Below are 16,463 nucleotides of genomic sequence, written 5' to 3'. Positions count from 1 at the left end.
GTTTTTATTGAGGAATTGAGTTTGTTGCGGGTTGAGTTTTAGGAGCGGTCGTCGTCGACGGAGCCGGCGCAATCGCTGGTTCCTTGTCTACGACGGTAATTCCGTTCTTTTTATCCACGGTTCCGCCTTCCACCATAACTTGCAGAGAACGAAGTCCCGGTTTGTTGCTTGAAAGCCATTTCTGGAAGTTTGAAATCTTTTGAACGCAGTAGTGAAACCCGCGGTCCGTAGAAATTTCGGAACCCGGCGACCAAGGAAACAAATCTCTTCGAACTGAGATCGTTCTTACTACGAGCGACTTCTCGTCCACCGGAAGATTGATAAGCGAATTCTTAAATTCCTGGGGATAAGCAAAGTATTCTTCCGCGTTGCTGAAGTAGATGATTCCGACTTTGTGTCCGACTTTTTTCAGAGTGTTTCCGATTCCGAGAAGAGTTGTGTTGCCCAGAAGATTTCCCTTTAACGGAAAGATTCTATCCTCGATCGCCAATTTTCTAATATAAGAATATTGTTCGTCGTCGGTTTGAAACATCTTGTAATTGTATTTTTTAGAAAGCATCAGATTGGTTCTATGACGTTTCCTGATAAAAGGCGAGGCCTGTTTGTAGACCTTCTTATACACATCCGGATTGGAAAGCGAAGTCTGAATCAGTTCGAGTGCGTCCTTCTCTCCTTCTTTTCCCCAGTAACGGATAAAATCCTCTTTCTTTTCTCCCTTCTTGAGAAAGAGAACGGTAATCTCGTTTGCGTGAACCACGATTTGGGTGAAGTCCATCAGATAAATAAAATCCGATTTTGCCCAGGCGGCGATCGTAAGGTTCTGTTCGGAACCCACTCCGATATACGCGTTGCCCGCGTTTTGAACGTGAGGAATCAGCAAGTCGAGTCTGTCTTCGTTGGAGACGGTCGTATCGCCCACGTCCCATTTTGTGGGAACGAGGACTTCCTGCGGAGTTTCTCTGAGAATTCCAATCTTGGAAACGAGATTTTCCTCGCTCAGGGAACGGGTTTCCTTCACTTTTTCCGAGCCGGAACAGAACGAAAATCCGAAGGAAAAAAAGATAAGAATAATATAAATTCCTAATTTAGAATTGTTGAACATGTTATTTGTTTGCGTCCTTGGCACAACGGAATCCAAAGTGATGGTATTCCGGAAAATTTTCTGGGATATGAGATCTTCTTTTAGAGCCTCTCGCGTAATTGGCGGGCCACCACCAGGATCCGCTTTTCAAAACCTTCTTCGTAAAACCGGGACAGGATTCCTTTCCGGCGCAAGGGCCTTTGGGGTCCTTTCCTTTGCAAGCGTCTCCGCAAGACGTAAAGGAAGGAGAATACCAATCCTGAGTCCATTCCCAAGAGTTGCCGGCCATATCGTAAAGTCCGTAGACTCCGGGAGCTCTGGTTCCCACGTTTGCGGTCGGCATCAGATGAGGCTTTGCCGTTTTTTTGGCGACACATCCCTTGACATCTCCCACTTCGATGATTGCCTTTTCGCAGGTGGCGGGTTCGTTTCCCCAAGGATATAAATTTCCGTCGGGACCTCTTGCCGCTTTTTCCCATTCCGCTTCTGTGGGAAGACGTTTGCCCGCCCATTCGCAGAATTCCTTGGCGGTGTACCAGCTGATTCCCGCTGCGGGTTGTTTGGGTCCTAAATACGGTTTACCATAACGCGGCCCGATATAGTTGCATTTCCCGGTCTTAAGACATTCTTGGCACTTGCCCGCGCTTTTACATTTGTCAAACTCTTCGTTTGTGACTTCGTAGACGTCCATGTAGAAGTCGCTCACGTAAACTTTCTCCTCGGGTTTTTCATCCGCGTCGTAAACGTTGCTTCCGCGTATGAATTCTCCGGCGGGAATACATTTCATTCCCGGAACTTCCCGGCTTCCGCAAGCGGAAGAATCTGCAAGGAGTTTGCAGTCGAATTCCGCGCAAGCCGCCGAAACGATAACGCTCCAAAGAAGAAGGTTCTGAATTTTAGATTTCATGAATGGGTTCCTGCCCAAAAAATTCTTACTTACGAAGATTCTTTTAGGCTGAGGATAGACTGAAAAAGGAAACGGACAAATCAAGAGAAAATTCCCCGGACGCGCGCGCCTTCGGCGTTCGTGCGAGCCCGTGTCGCTCAATGGAGGAGTCGTTGGGTACGGGAGTATCGTCGATCGAGCGAAGATCGCTTTCGCATCGAGGAAAAAAATATCTGGATTCTGGAACGGATGGAAGCAAAGTAGTTCCAGTCTTAAAATCGAATGAAACCGCAATTTGTTCTTCTCATCCGAGCCTTCCTCCTTTTCGGTCTGGGCTTGATTCTACTCGTTTCCTGCGCGGGTTTTTTTCGAAAGAGGATTCCGAATTCTCCCTTAAACGATACGAGAAAGATGCTCCTGATCAAAATCGATCCGGGGCGTTTGGGAGAATTTAAGGAAAGAACCAAAAGAAAATATCGGATCAGTTATCAAGAATCGGACGCTTATTATTCGGTGATGAGCAAAGAAGACGTGGAAAAAACGGGCTTTCCTTCTCCCGGGATCAGCGTGATCAAACAGAACTTTCCGTTCAAATACTACTCCGGAAATTATCAGGAATTGATAAGCGAAACCTTCGGCGGATTGGAGGACCTTAAAAAAGGCTATAAGGATAATATATTAAATATCCATTATATACTCGGGATTGCAAATCACCATTCCAAACTGGCGAGAGCGGAAGTGATCGGAAAAAGCGCGAGAGGAAGGGAAATCCCGGCATTAGTTCTCACCGATTCGAACGTTCCGGATAAGGACAAAGTTTCGGTTCTTTTCAACTGTGCGCATCACGCCAATGAAGCGATATCGATCGAGCACTGTTACGATATCGTCTACACCATTCTTTCCAAGCCGAAAGAATATGAGGAAATTCTAAACAAGATTAAGATCTGGATCGTTCCCATCGTTAACCCGGACGGGGCCAGACATTTTTGGCACGTTTCCAATCTGATGGGAAGAAAGAACGGATATCCCGGAGTGGGACCGGTGAACGATAAGATCAATCCGGGAGTCGATATCAATCGGAATTATCCTTTTTTTTGGGGAAAAACGGGGGGAGGTTATTCCTCGTCCAATCCGGCCAATTATTTTTACAGAGGACCGTCCGCGGGTTCCGAGCCGGAGACAAAGGCTATGATGGATCTTGCCCAGAAGGAAAGGTTCGTTGCCTCCATTAGCTATCATGCATATGCGAATTGTCTTTTGATTCCTTATTCGATCGATTCCTTAAACAACCCGGAGCCGGATATGGCTTCCGAGCTCGGAAGAAAAATCGCCTCTTCCGTCGCGAGTTTAAATCCTGAGAAAGAATTCGAAGCCAGAAAGAATATCTATCCGATCGACGGAGTGGATCAGGATTATTTATACTTCGCCTACGGAACGTTAGCCTATCTTTTGGAAACCACCCATCTCAATCCGGTTTACAAAGAAGTCGAAAAGGTGAATCTGAGTTTGAAGGATTCATGGAACATTTTGTTAAACGAAGTCGTCGAGGGACGAAAGATATTTTTAAAGATTACCGACGAACAAGGTTTTCCTCTCGAAGCCAAAGTCGAAGTAGAAAGGATAAAATACTTTCAGGAAGAAATCAGATTCTCCAATCGCCAAAACGGATTTTTCTTTCAGTTGTTTCCGGATCGAAAGGAAACTAAGGTCAGAATTTCGAAAGAAGGTTACGAAACTTACGAGTTTCAAATCCGCCCGAGCAGAAACTGGGAACCGTATAAAATTCTACTTAAGAAAAACAAAACCTGATGTTCCGGTCCGGAAAATTTATCAACGAAACCGCGCTCGTGTTTTGCACCTTGATATGGGGCGGAACTTTTACGATGACGATCTTCGGTCTTAGGGATACTTCTCCCTCCGTATTTTTGGCCTTACGTTTTACGATCGCTAGTCTCATTTTTTTACCGTTCGCCTGGAAAGAATTTAGAAAAGGAACACTCTGGTATCCAGGGGCTTTTTTTCTGGGATTGTTTTTGTTTCTCGGATTCGCCTGTGAAACGGTCGGACTAAAAACGACGACGGCGACAAAGTCCTCTTTTTTAATCGGAACGTTAGTCGTCATTACTCCTTTTTTGGAAGCGGTTCTCAAAAGAAAAATCCCTTCCAAGGGCAATTTGCTCGGAGCCGCAGTCGTTTTTGCCGGGATTTGTCTTATTTTTTTGGGAGAGTCCGGAAAAGAAGGTTCGCTGCAGATAGAAAAAGGCGATTGGATCACGTTAGGCGGCGCTCTCTTTTTTTCGCTCTATATCATTCAGATGGATCGAGTGAGTTCCGGGACTCCGATCGGAATCTCCGTTTTTTATCAGTCTTTTGTCGCGGGGCTTTTCGCTTTTTTATCCGTGCTCGCCTTGCATCTGACAGGATTGGAGGAGTTGAAATTCGAACCGAACGTTCGGCTCATTCCGGGGGTTTTATACAACGCTCTTTTGGCGTCGGTGTTGACCACATTCCTGCAAACCAAGTTTCAGAGATTCGTTTCACCGACTCGCGTTGGAATTATTTTTTCCCTCGAACCGGTGTTTTCGACCATCATCGCCTATTTTTTGTTAGGTGAAACTTCGGGGCCGATTCGGATTCTAGGATGTTCTTTCGTGTTCGCCTGTTTGATCTTGGCCGAGTCGATCGGTAAGGACCGGGACTAAAAAAAATCAGACGATAAATTTTTCCATCAGAGATTTCACTTTCATGGATTGCGCGTCGAGAAGTTTGGCGCCGGAGGCGATCTCTTGGGAACCCGACGAAATCAACTTGGCCCCAGTGGAAAGATCCTGCACCGAATTCTGAATCGAACTGTAAGCCGATTTGTTTTCCAAAGAAGAATTTTCCAAATCCGTAATATTCCCCGCTATCGAGTGCATTCGAGTGGAACAGGAATTCAGACTCGCTTCCTGGTTTCTCATGTCTTCCAGAAGTTTAGAACTGAATTGAGCCATAAACGAAGTATCGGATTGAATCGTTTTAAAAAAATCGGAGAACTGATTCATCTCGCCGTCTCCGAGTTCCACGTTGATTCGGGTCGATTCGATCAAATCTTTGATCTCTCGCGTGCTCCTCATCGTGTGATCCGCGAGCTGGGAAACTTCCTCGGCGACGACCGAAAAGCCTTTTCCGTGTTCGCCGGCTCTCGCGGCCTCGATCGATGCGTTTAACGCGAGCATGTTGGTTCGATTGGAAATTTCGCCGATCTTTTCGAGAGTTTCCTTAATTCTTCTAACGCTGTTTTTCGCTTCTTCGAGGGATTTCTGAACCACGTCGACTTTTTCCCTGCCTTTGATCGCGGTCTCGGAAGATTCCTTAGCCTTGATCGTGAACTCATTCAATGAGTTCGTGACGGCGCCCAAAGATATTAGATTTTTCTGAATTTCCTTTTCTAAATTTCGAAGATGCTCCGCGGAATGTAATATGACGGAATTATTTTTTTCCACGAGTTTACTGAGACGTTCGATGAGATCCGCGACGTTTTGCGAATTGTTCGCTTGGGTTTCCGATGTCGCGATAAATTCTTTCGAAACCTTGGAAAATTCACGGCTTGTTTTCTCGGAACTTTCGATTGAGATTCTTGCTTCCACGATGATTTCCCGAAGGGAAGTTTCCATTCGTTTTAAGAATTTTAATAACTCACCCATTTCATCCGAACTTTCGTTTTGAATTTTCGTATTAAGATTTCCGTTTTCGATCGCCGACGCCAAGTCGATCGCTTTTTTGAGAGGAGAAGTGATCGAACGGATGATCGACCTTGAAAAAAAGATTCCGGCTATCGAGGAAAGGAATGTGAGGATCGCGATCAAATACAAAGAAAACGTAAGTTGAGAATCTGCGTTATCTCCGCTTGATCGGGATGTTTCATTTTCGGATTCCACCCATTTTTTGATTGTATCACGCATAGATTCGCTGAGAGGATTGATACCTCTTACGTAGAGAATTTGAGCTTCCTGTCTTTGATTTTGTTTCCAGAGGCGATGAACCGTTTCGTTGTATTGCGAGAATTTCTGAAGCTGCCCTTTGAGAAGAGTAACGTTCTCGATTTCGAAATTCTTCAAAGGAAAATGATGAAACTGATCCAGATTGTTTTTTATTTCTTCGAACAGCCTCTGTGTTTTATTGTATTCTTCCTCCGAAAGAAGGGAGTCGACCGTGGAAACCTTGGAGGATATTTTCAATTCGATAAGAATGATCTTTTCCAAAGTCAGATTGAGAAGCTGAAACTTAGGTTGGGAATTATCCATCATGGAACGGATCGTCATTCGATAGGAGAGGGTGCTCGTCGCGATCACGATCGAAGAAGCGATAAAAACGACGATGATCGTTCCGAAACTAAGTCTGAGTCTTGATTTGATGCTGATGTTGCTGAGCGGGTTCACTTTGTTCTGAACATTCCTTTAAACTCTATTTCGATTTTGAAATAAAGTTGATATACGAAATCACGTCTTTGATCTGTTCGTTGGAAAGTTCGTCCTTCCAGGGAGGCATAAACGGAGAACGGTTGACTCCCATTCCTCCCTTTCGAATGATTTCTTCCTTTTGAGCGTCGCTTAGAAACGTCTTAGTCAGATTTGCGGGAGGAGGAATTTTACCTTCGGCAAGACGTCCTTTTCCGTCCGCGTTTTCTCCGTGGCAGAGAGCGCAATAGGTTCTAAAAACGATACTTCCCCGGATCACGGACTTATCGTTTGCGTCCAGAGCGAAGATGTTCGAATTCAACGAAAGAAAAAAGATCAGGATCAGAATTCGAATTCTTCTCATGGCTGCACTTCGATCGTCATTTTCATGCCGGGATGGATCGCGCATTCCACGAGGATTTTTCCGGCTTTGTCGAACTTGACTTTTTTGGTTTGTCCTTGCGGATAAGAACCGAGGTCGAAGATCTTTTCGGAAGACAAGGAATAGATATTGTGAAAAAAAGAATCGTAGTTAGGAAAACTCACTACGTCTCCGACCTTCACTTTCAAGGATTCTGTCGTGAACTTTTTTTCCTTTTGACCCACTTCGTGTTCGGCGGCGAAAAGACTTCCCGTCAGGGAAACTGCGATTATGGATATCGTTAAAACTCTGCGCAACATGGATTGCTCCTTGGTTTTTTGTGTTTATAATAATTCGATTTCGCTTATTCAAAAAATACAATATTCTAAAATATTAAATAACTTACGTTCTGCCTCCGGGTTTATCTCGGAAGTTCGGGGATCAAGATCGGCACGTTTTTTCCGGTGAGAGAATGTAGAAAAGCGACCAGATCTTTTTTTTCCTCCGGAGAGAGTTTGAGAGGTTTCATATTCGGATCGAGATTGGAAAGGTCGTCTCCTCCTCGGTCGTAGTGATCGATCACTTCTTCTAAAGTCCGATAACTTCCGTCGTGCATGTAGGGAGCGGTAAGAGCGGTGTCTCTCAACGTGGGAGTTTTGAACGCGCCCTTCATCGATTTAACGGGAACCAATTTAAAACGACCGGGATCTTTTTCTTTGGATTTGATTCCGATGTTGTGAAAACCGTCGTCCGTGAAGTTATCGCCGAAATGACATGCGACGCAGTTCGCTTTTCCCTTAAAGAGCGCTTGTCCTCTTTGGGCGGATTCCGAGATCGCTTTGTTGTCTCCTTGGAGCCAAACGTCGTAAGGAGCTCGAGAGGAAAGGATCGTTCTTTCAAAACTTGCGATCGCTTTTGCAATCGTTTCCCTGCTGATTCCTTCGTTCGGGTAAGCGCGGTCGAAACGATCTTGATAACCTTTGATTTTTTTGAGCTCCAGAACGAGTTCGTCCGGATTCTGATTCATTTCATCGGGAGAAGAGATCGGACCTAAGGCTTGCTCTTCCAAAGAATTCGCCCTTCCGTCCCAGAACATCTTACTACCGAAAGCGGAGTTTAGAATTGTGGGAGTGTTTTTACCCAACACTTTCATATTGTGGCCGATCGCGGTTTTTAAACCGTCCGTCCAAGCGAGACCGGGATTGTGACATGTCGCACAACTGATCCAATTGGAACCGGACGCGATCGGATCAAAGAATAGAATCTTACCCAATTCGATACGATCGGCGTTAGGCTCGTTGTCTTTCGGAAAGGGATAAGAAATTTTAAGAACCGGTTTGATTTCTTTGGGAGGTTCGGTTGTTTTTTCTTTACAAACGGAAAAGAAGAAGGAAGAGAAGATTGCGATCCAAATAAAACGCGTCATACGATGCACTCGTGAATTAGTATTTTTGAATGCTGTTTGAATTTGAATTTCAAACAGGGCGATCCGAATTTATAAGAATTAAACTTTGATTGCCGAATAACGATTGTATCCGGTTTCTCCGATTATTCTTCTGACTTTATAATATGGCAGAAGACTTCTTATAATGTAATGATGGGCCTTCTCGTTTATTACAACGGATTCAATTGAAGATGGATTGTTACAAAAAAAAGAGCCTCCAAGGCTGAGAAAGAGCCTTACACTTGATCTTTCCGACAAAGAAGAATAACGTTTGGGGGCACGCCGTCAGGAAGAACGGAATGGGCAAGGGAGAAACCGGTTTCAAAAGTCCATTGGATCTCGATCCTTTCGAGTTGGAAGAACAGGTTTTTCGTCTTTTCTAAGAATTCGAAAGTAAGTTTTCCACTTTTCGAAAGAATTTTGAAAAACGGGGAGGATTCTTGCTTCAATGAGCTTTTACGCTTGTTTCGCGTCGGATCGTGAAGTTTTTAGATCCGATAAGATAGGAAGTCTGCGAATCGGGCTCGGGATCGAGAGGAAAATTTAAGAATTCGCGTTCTATGCACGAATGTCTTTTTAAAATTTGCTCGTATCATTATTTTTTTCGCTCTTCAATTCCTCCTTGCCTTCTTTGCAAAAACTCGAAACCAACTTGTTGTCCATTGTGATCGTTCGCTTTGCCTCCGCGAAATAAAAAATAATAATATGGGAATCTTACTTCAATGACGCGTAACTTTATCTATCAAAAGGGAAAATCGGAAAAATTCTGGTCCATCGATTCCAATCCGAAGTCAATCACCTTTCGCCAAGGACAACGTTATGGTGAACCGAAAACAAATACGGAAAAGTTCGGTTCCGAAGAACTTTGTAAAAAAGAATCGGACCGTCAGATCGCTGCGAAATTAAAAGAAGGTTTTGTGGAAGTCCCGATTCCCATCTCGGGCGTTAACGTATTCGAACTGAAGTCGATCGAAGACGCAAGAAAACAGAAGAGCGAACGGCTGAGCGTCGACGTCCAAGGTTCGGAAAAACTCATGGAAGAAGTCTGCACCTTGGATTGGTTGGAACGGCTGGATTTACAGAACGTTTCTTTTCTCCCGGAGGCCATCGGTAATTTTAAGAATCTGGATCATCTGGAAATCAAGGAAAGCAAATCTTTAAAATCGATTCCGGAATCTCTGGGAAAACTGAAAAACCTTACGTGGTTGAGCATCGAAAGAACCTCGATCGAAACCTTGCCTGATTCTCTCGGAAAACTTTCCAGCCTGAAACGGCTGAATATACAACATAACGAATCTCTAATGGAGTTGCCGGAAAGTATAGGTTCTTTGAAATCTCTGGAAACTCTTTGGGTGAGTTATAACCGGGAAAACGATCGTTTCGAAAAAAAGAAAAATAAAGGCGCCATAAAAATTCCGGATTCGATCGGCGATTTGGTTCAGTTGACCGAATTGTCTTTGAACTCCAATCTGCTTTCGGACTTGCCCGAAACGATCGGCAAACTTAAAAATCTAACCGATTTGGATCTGAATTTTAATCGGTTTCAGAAGATTCCGAAATGTATTTTCGAACTGGAAAATTTGGAAACGCTGGAGATGATCTATTCTCCTCTCAAAAAAATTCCATTAGAATTTTGTAATTTAACAAACCTTACTCGGTTTGATATCGAAGGCAACGAGATCGAAAATATTCCGGAGGACATCGTTTACGGAGGCATCGAGTCGATCCGGAATTTTTTAAAACCGGCGCAAAATCAAAAAAAACAAAAGGTTCCTAACGCGGATCCCGCGGAATTGAAACGAAGTTTGGATCAACACAAGGACGCGCTTGAAAAATTCAATCGAGCCGTTAAGAACAAGGCCTACAAAGAGGATACGAAAAAGAAACTCGTCGAACTTTTGAGTTTTATTTCCGGAGAAAAGGACGAGGTCCCTAAGGCGGTCAACGAAGATCAGTATTATTTCGAAGATCTCCCGAGCGTTTTGACTTCGTATCGAAAATGGACCGTCGTCGATTTTAGAATTCTTTCCTATATCACACAAGGAGCCTGGTCCTTTAAAAAGAACAAGGAAGGTTTTTTCGAATCTTTTTACCGATGGATGAAAAAGGAAGTTCTCGCTCATCCTGAAGATCAGACTCTCTTTTCCGATATTCTTAATTCTCTCCGAGAATACGGAATCGACGAGACGAAGATGCTCGTGGAAAGGGAATCTAAAATCGGAGAGATGGCTCTTACTTCAGATAAACATGTCACTTCGTTCGGAAGATTCCTTCTTGCAAATTCAGATTCTTTGATAAACGACTTCCTCAAAGAAGGATTGCCCGATCAGTTCGTGGAACTTTTCGTGAAGGAGGGATTTGAAAAAATCAGAAATCACATTCCTAAAATCACTCAAATCAAAGAATACGACGGGACGGACGGCAAAAAACACGTTCCATACGAAACGATCGAAATTCTTTGCAAGGTTTCTCCGGAAACGATCGAGCCGATTCTGAACAATCATATTCAAAATATTGATTGTGTTTCCTGTAGAGCCGAACTTACGCGCATTCGTTACGAATCTTTCGGAGAAAAATACGGAGCCGAGACTACGGACTTCGTAAAGGAAGTTCTGCGTTATATCTCCGATAAAAAAAATAAGAATCTGGATCGCGGATACAGCTTCGATTGGTCGACCGGAAAAGGATATTACAGGGACGACACTCCCGACTTTATCGAATGGTTGCTGCGGACCTTCGGAGAAAAAGTGAAGGACGTCGTTTTCGAATACGTCGAAAAAACGAAAGTTTTGGATCTGAACGTGATCGAAGTCGCGGTAAAGTATCTAGGTCAGGAGGCCATCGATATCGCCGGCGAGGCTCTCGATATGACCGTCAAAAGCGACGAGATTGCGGGACATTTTCGCCAGATTTTCAATATTCTTTCCGGGCTGGACTACTCGAAATATTACGATAAAACCTGGAAAATCGCGGGAAGCGAGTTCAGAAAAGTGAGCGAAACCGCTTGTCTGGCTTTGAGCAAATTGCCCGAGGAAATCGTAATTCCGAAGGCGACCGAATTTTTGAAAGAGAAACAAACTCATCTCAGGGAAGCGGGTGCTTTGATTCTCAATTTAATGCGAACTCAAAAATCGATCCAAGCGCTCGCTTCTCTTCTTGAAAACGAAAAGAACGACGACGTACGTAATTTGGCCGCGGACTTGATCTATGAAAAACCGAATTCCATAACTACGGCAGAAGCGAAAAATCGAATCTTCGTCGCTAAAAATTTGGGAAAACTCGAAAAGCCTCTGGCGAAGTGGTTGGACGAAACGAAACTTCCGAAGGTTTTCTGGAAGGATAAGAAGGCCTTGAGCCCCGAAGAAGTCAGATATCTTTTTTATAGGCAGAAAACCCGTTCCGAAGTGGTTCTCGATTCCGAACTGCGAGACGTCGTCGAACAAGTGGATAAAAGTTCTTTCTCGTCCTTTACAAAATTTTTGTCGCAGCTCGTACAGAAAAACGGAGGGTTTAAGGCTCCGAACCGTTTTATAGTTTCAATTATTGGAATATTCGGGGATGATGATATCGTTTCGGATCTGGAAACGACTGCGAAAAAAGACACAAATCTAAACGCATGCGCTTGTTTGGGGATGATGGATACGATGACCGCAGCCCGCGCCCTGGATCGAATCATTCAGACTTTCAGAACAAAATATCCGAACGTGAGAGAAGCGGCCGAACAAGGGTTCGAGTCTATCGCTTCTAAGATGAATCTGACTCCGTACGAATTGCAGGATCGTATGCTGCCTGATTGGGGTTTCGATAATCTCGCCAAAAAGATAAAATTAAGCAAAGTTGAATATACTCTGAGAATTTCCAAGGACTTGAAGTTCGTTTATTGGAGCAAGGACGGGAAGGAAATGAAAACCCCTCCGAAAACGAGCGAAGCCGAAAAGAAAAAGATCAAGGAAGATACGGCCCTGCTGAAGGATTCGGTCAAACAATTCGGCGTCAACATGGAATACTATCTTGTGGTCCAGAGGAGATGGTCCGTCGAAGAATGGAAAGAATTCTTTCTTAGAAATCCGATCGCGAACGCTTTTGCGCAGAATTTTGTATGGGTAAAAACTTCCAAGAAGAATCAAGAGAGGGAAAATTTTTATGTTTCCCAAAAATCCGTCTTAAACTTCGAAGATAAAAAGTTAAATATCGACGACGCGTCCAAAATTCTTCTTTTGCATCCGCTTTCTCTGAACGAAAAAGAAAACGATTTGTGGTCCGCAAAATTTCGGAATCTAAAAATTCATCCTTCGTTTCCTCAGCTTGATCGAGACACGTATCTTTTGCCCGAGGAAGATCGCGATAAGAAAATTTCCTTTCAATTTGAGGACAAATCCATGTCCGGGAGCACGTTTAAATACAGGGCCGAAAAATACGGATGGAGGAGGGGATCTGTCGTCGACAGCGGAGGGATTTCCTCTTATCACAAGATATTTCCGAACGAGAACGTGGAAGTGTTTCTTAAAATCGAAGGATTGAACGTGCAGGGTTTTGATTACGGAGAACCGATGACGTTTCAAGAATTCTTTTTCGTGAATCGGGGATCGATTACGACCGGAAGTTACGTTTACGACGAACCGAGGGGAGAAGACGATCACCGATTGCTTTCCTTCGGATCCGTTAATCCGATCGTATATTCGGAAACCTTATACGATCTTCACAGGATTCTTCAGAGCAAAAACGAGGAAGAATGAATCGGGAACTGGATCTGGAACAAAGATGCAGACGACTTATCGGTCTTAAAGTCCGGACGGTTCAATACTACGGCAATTTTAGAATATTCGAAAAAACTCATGGAGTTTCGAAGGCGATTTATTGGATCACGGCCGAAGACGAAATCTTCCGATTCGGTTTCGAGGACGAATTCTCCCTTCGATGGGGTTTCGGAATCTCCGTAAAAAAAGTGGGTCGAATTTTTCCCGATGATCGTGAAGAAGAGTTCCGGGACGCGACTCTTTTATGGAAGGACTCTTTTGTAATCAAGGACGTTCGGTTGCACTGGAGATATATAAGCGACAGTCGCCGAGTTTTATGGCATCACTACAGCCGCTCCGATTATCCGCAAGACTTGGAATTGATTCTTTCCGAAGGAGAAAGTATCTTTATAGGAGCGACCGAAATTCTCGACGAAAACAAATGCAAACTTTTTACGAATCATCTTACCGTGTTTTTTGACGCGAAGCAAAGAGAACGATTTTATGAGAATGCGATTCTTTGGTAAAAATGAATTCTTCCCCTTTCGCATTCTTTCAAATATTCTGATTGTATGAGCCGTTGATTTTTTTCGGTTATAGTCTTCGTTTTAGATTTCAATCGCCGCGGCTTTCGTTCTTTGCGCCTTTCTCTAAGAGCAAATGTATCACTTCTAGTTGGTTTTCGTTGATAGCTTTTTGAAGAGGCGTCAATCCGTTTTTCGATTTTGCGTTTACGTCCGCACCGTGATCGATCAGAAGTTTTGCTAACTTAGCGGAGGTTTTCCCGGGCCATATCGCTGCCATGAGAACCGTATAGCCGTCCTCGTTTTTTGCGTTGACATCCGCCCCTTTTGAAATCAAAAGTTTGGCGGTTCTATACTGTTGATTTAATTCTTCCGGCCACATATCTTCGCGAAAGTAGATCCATTTTACCGAAACCGCCTTTAATAATATGGAGCAGCCAAAATCGCTTTTTGCATTTACGTCGGCGCCTTTATCGATCAGTAGTTTTGTAAGATCGTAAGGATAACGAAGAGCGGAACTAAGAAGGGGCGTCACGCCTTCTTTATTTTGCAGATTGACTTGTGCTCCGTGGCGAATAAAAAATTTCGCTCTTTCTATCACATTCCATTTTAGATCATTGTTATCGTTGAAGTTTGCTTCTTTTACCAATGCGTTCAGAGGAGTGTCCCCTTTGTTGTCTTGTAAGTTGATCTTCGCGCCGCGTTCGAGTAATAATCGAAGGATCGATAGGCTTGAGTAAGAAGCCGCGACGGTAAGAGGAGTTCCCTCGTCATTTTGTCCATTTACGTCTTTCAAACCGTAATCTAACAGTAGTTTTACGGTAGAATAAGAATCGGAGAGAACCGCCGCGATCAGGATGGAATTTTTACAAGGTTCTTTGGTCTCCGTAATGGCGCCTTGATCGAGTAAATATTTGGTTATTGCGAAAGAGCCGTGACGCGCGGCGTAATACAAGGCCGTACATCCTTCGACGGTATGTTGAGCGTCGATATTAGCGCCTTGAGTTATAAGCATTTTTACGAGAGAAAAATTGCCGTTTTGTACGGCATTGATGAGAGGGGTACCATTCTGCTTTTGCGCGTTGATTTCCTGCGAGCCGTGATCCAGAAGTAATTTCACGGTTTCAGCGGAATCATAGAACGCAGCTTCGGATAAGCTGACGATTTCGCATTCTGAATTAGAATTGATCTCCGCTCCGCCGAGTATAAGAAGTTTTGAGATTTCCGGTATGTCACTCCGGATAGACAATTGTAACGGGGTGCAACCGGTTTTCGTATTCTTTAAATGAATGTTTGCGCCTTCTTTAATCAGCAGTTTAATTTTCCGTCGGGTAAGATCCTTAGTTTCGTGCCATAACCGATAGTTTTCTATTAACAACGACAAAGCGGAATCGCCGGTGCTGTTAATCGAATTTACGTCGGCTCCTCGATCGAGGAGAAGTTGTATCATTTTGAGCGGAAGGCTCGGATTCAGGGCAGCCTTTGTTAGGACCGAATTTCCTTCCACATCGACGGAGTTTATTTCCGCGTTTGCGGCAAGTAGAAGTTCGGTGATCTTATATATTGAATCCGATTCCTCTGGCGCCCATTCGAATGACATCAACGCGGACAGCACCGAATTCCCCATGTTATCCGCCGCGTTAACGTTCGCACCCGCGTTTAAGAGCAGCCGGACCAATTCTAAATTGCTTTTGATAGAAGCGCTGAACAGAGGAGTGCTTGTGTAAAAAGATTCTTTCTCTCCGTTTACGTCGGCTCCGGATTTGATCAATAGTTTTGCGATCTGATTGGAAAACTGAGCACTAAGAATGGGATTGTCTATGGCCGCCTTCAATGGATTTTGTTTATCTCGATTCTTTTTGTTTACGTCCGCACCTCTTTTGATAAGTAGTTTGACGATTTCGTAAGAACCCTCGTTGATCGCTTCTATTAAAGGAGTGCTGTAACAATCTCCTCTCCCATTTGCATCCGCTCCGCGTTCGATTAGAAATTGAACGGCTTCCAAGTTGACGTTTTTAGAAGCGAAGAACAATGCCGTACATTTCCAGTTCTCAGGGAAAACGTCCACGCGTTTAATTTTTGGAAAGGTTTCTTTTAATTTTTTCAGATCGTCGCTGATTGCGGCATCCAAAAATTCCTCTTCATCGGGCGAGTTCGCGATCTTTCTTGTGTTTGAATATAATATGAGTAAGAATACCAGGATAGAAAGAGCAAGGAATGAAATCAAAAACCGGCGCGAAGTCGAAGAATAAGACATATCCATCCAACATCGTTTTTCAGTTAAGTTGATCGAATTTTCCTAAGAATTCTAACGGTTTGCTTCCTGCCGAATTCGATGGTAACCTAACGGATGGATATTCAAGGTAAGGCGGTTTTTTGTTTTAGGAATGTCTGCGGGTTAATCTTATCTATCATTCTCCTTAAAACCAAGATCGGATCCAGGAAATGATACTTTTCGCGGACGGTCAGTAGGATATGCATCATAGCGGTCAGTTTTTTCTATTTGAACTCCTTCACGGAACGGTTTAAACAAAGTATGTTTTCCATCGATCGAGCGGGGTTAAAAATAGACGAATGTTTCTTGTAAGCCGGCTTGCTCGTTTTGCGGAGCCTCTTTTCGAAATAAAAGATGGTCGCTAGGTATATAAGAATAATCGTATAATTTAATTTTATAATGTGTTTTTATTTTTATAGTAGACCTACTGGTCTATCAAAATGAGCCCCTATTGACAAAGTCTCCCGGTTGAAACGGGCTTCTCGCTCGGGAGAACTTGAGGCCTTTTTTCGGGTAGAGAAAAAAAATAAGGGGATTTTTCCCGAAAAATCGGAACAATTTTTTTAATAATTGCTTGCCGTAGCGCTTCGATTTCTTAAATTGGTTTTTACGACGAAATCACCACAAGGTGAACTTCATCGAACCAAGCGCCCAACTGTTTAGCTTCTGAATCCGTTCGCGAGAGATTGCGGACCAGATATAGGAATCGGAAACGGG

The 16,463-nt window shown here is 43.7% G+C and carries 12 protein-coding genes; 5 read left to right on the top strand and 7 right to left on the bottom strand.

The genetic code is table 11. The annotated features are described in order from the left end of the window. Positions 1 to 4: 4 nt before the first annotated feature. Both CH376_RS11870 and CH376_RS11865 read right to left on the bottom strand, forming a co-directional pair. Positions 5 to 1,102: an LIC_10091 family lipoprotein gene (locus CH376_RS11870; RefSeq protein ID WP_100787527.1), complete on the bottom strand. Its 1,098-nt coding sequence runs from the start codon at positions 1,100 to 1,102 to the stop codon at positions 5 to 7. 1 nt (position 1,103) lies between these two features. Then, positions 1,104 to 2,072 (bottom strand): formylglycine-generating enzyme family protein, encoded by a 969-nt coding sequence (locus tag CH376_RS11865; RefSeq protein ID WP_100787526.1) that lies wholly within the window; start codon positions 2,070 to 2,072, stop codon positions 1,104 to 1,106. 177 nt (positions 2,073 to 2,249) lie between these two features. Here CH376_RS11865 and CH376_RS11860 point away from each other — a divergent pair, with 177 nt between their 5' ends. Both CH376_RS11860 and CH376_RS11855 read left to right on the top strand, forming a co-directional pair. Beyond that, positions 2,250 to 3,776: a M14 family zinc carboxypeptidase gene (locus CH376_RS11860; RefSeq protein ID WP_100787525.1), complete on the top strand. Its 1,527-nt coding sequence runs from the start codon at positions 2,250 to 2,252 to the stop codon at positions 3,774 to 3,776. Beyond that, positions 3,776 to 4,669 (top strand): DMT family transporter, encoded by an 894-nt coding sequence (locus CH376_RS11855; protein ID WP_100788108.1) that lies wholly within the window; start codon positions 3,776 to 3,778, stop codon positions 4,667 to 4,669. The genes CH376_RS11860 and CH376_RS11855 overlap by 1 nt, the downstream gene beginning before the upstream one ends. A 6-nt stretch (positions 4,670 to 4,675) precedes the next feature. On the opposite strand, the gene CH376_RS11850 is transcribed toward CH376_RS11855, so the two are convergent. The 4 genes from CH376_RS11850 to CH376_RS11835 form a co-directional block, all read right to left on the bottom strand. Continuing rightward, positions 4,676 to 6,388, bottom strand: a complete 1,713-nt coding sequence (locus tag CH376_RS11850; RefSeq protein WP_100787523.1) for a methyl-accepting chemotaxis protein — start codon at positions 6,386 to 6,388, stop codon at positions 4,676 to 4,678. Positions 6,389 to 6,413: 25 nt separating this feature from the next. After that, on the bottom strand, positions 6,414 to 6,770 hold the full coding sequence (locus CH376_RS11845; protein WP_100787522.1) for a c-type cytochrome: 357 nt from the start codon (positions 6,768 to 6,770) through the stop codon (positions 6,414 to 6,416). Continuing rightward, positions 6,767 to 7,087: a methylamine utilization protein gene (locus CH376_RS11840; RefSeq protein WP_100787521.1), complete on the bottom strand. Its 321-nt coding sequence runs from the start codon at positions 7,085 to 7,087 to the stop codon at positions 6,767 to 6,769. Before CH376_RS11840 ends, CH376_RS11845 begins: the two co-directional genes overlap by 4 nt. Before the next feature lie 101 nt (positions 7,088 to 7,188). Beyond that, entirely contained in the window at positions 7,189 to 8,193 is a 1,005-nt protein-coding gene (locus CH376_RS11835) for a cytochrome-c peroxidase (RefSeq protein WP_100787520.1), read from the bottom strand. A 260-nt stretch (positions 8,194 to 8,453) separates the two neighbouring features. Between CH376_RS11835 and CH376_RS24260 the strand changes: the two genes are divergently transcribed. The 3 genes from CH376_RS24260 (at position 8,454) to CH376_RS11815 (ending at position 13,474) form a co-directional block, all read left to right on the top strand. Beyond that, entirely contained in the window at positions 8,454 to 8,594 is a 141-nt protein-coding gene (locus tag CH376_RS24260; protein WP_165781828.1) for a hypothetical protein, read from the top strand. A gap of 339 nt (positions 8,595 to 8,933) precedes the next feature. Next, a complete protein-coding gene (locus CH376_RS11820) occupies positions 8,934 to 12,947 on the top strand; it encodes a DUF4132 domain-containing protein (RefSeq protein ID WP_207767210.1) in 4,014 nt (1,337 codons plus the stop codon). Further along, positions 12,944 to 13,474 (top strand): hypothetical protein, encoded by a 531-nt coding sequence (locus tag CH376_RS11815; RefSeq protein WP_100787518.1) that lies wholly within the window; start codon positions 12,944 to 12,946, stop codon positions 13,472 to 13,474. The genes CH376_RS11820 and CH376_RS11815 overlap by 4 nt, the downstream gene beginning before the upstream one ends. 88 nt (positions 13,475 to 13,562) lie before the next feature. On the opposite strand, the gene CH376_RS11810 is transcribed toward CH376_RS11815, so the two are convergent. Next, on the bottom strand, positions 13,563 to 15,734 hold the full coding sequence (locus CH376_RS11810) for an ankyrin repeat domain-containing protein (protein WP_100787517.1): 2,172 nt from the start codon (positions 15,732 to 15,734) through the stop codon (positions 13,563 to 13,565). Positions 15,735 to 16,463: the final 729 nt, after the last annotated feature.

Origin of the sequence: Leptospira adleri, from assembly GCF_002811985.1 — a bacterium.
GTDB lineage: Bacteria > Spirochaetota > Leptospiria > Leptospirales > Leptospiraceae > Leptospira > Leptospira adleri.
This window is presented reverse-complemented; position numbering and strand designations above follow the sequence as displayed.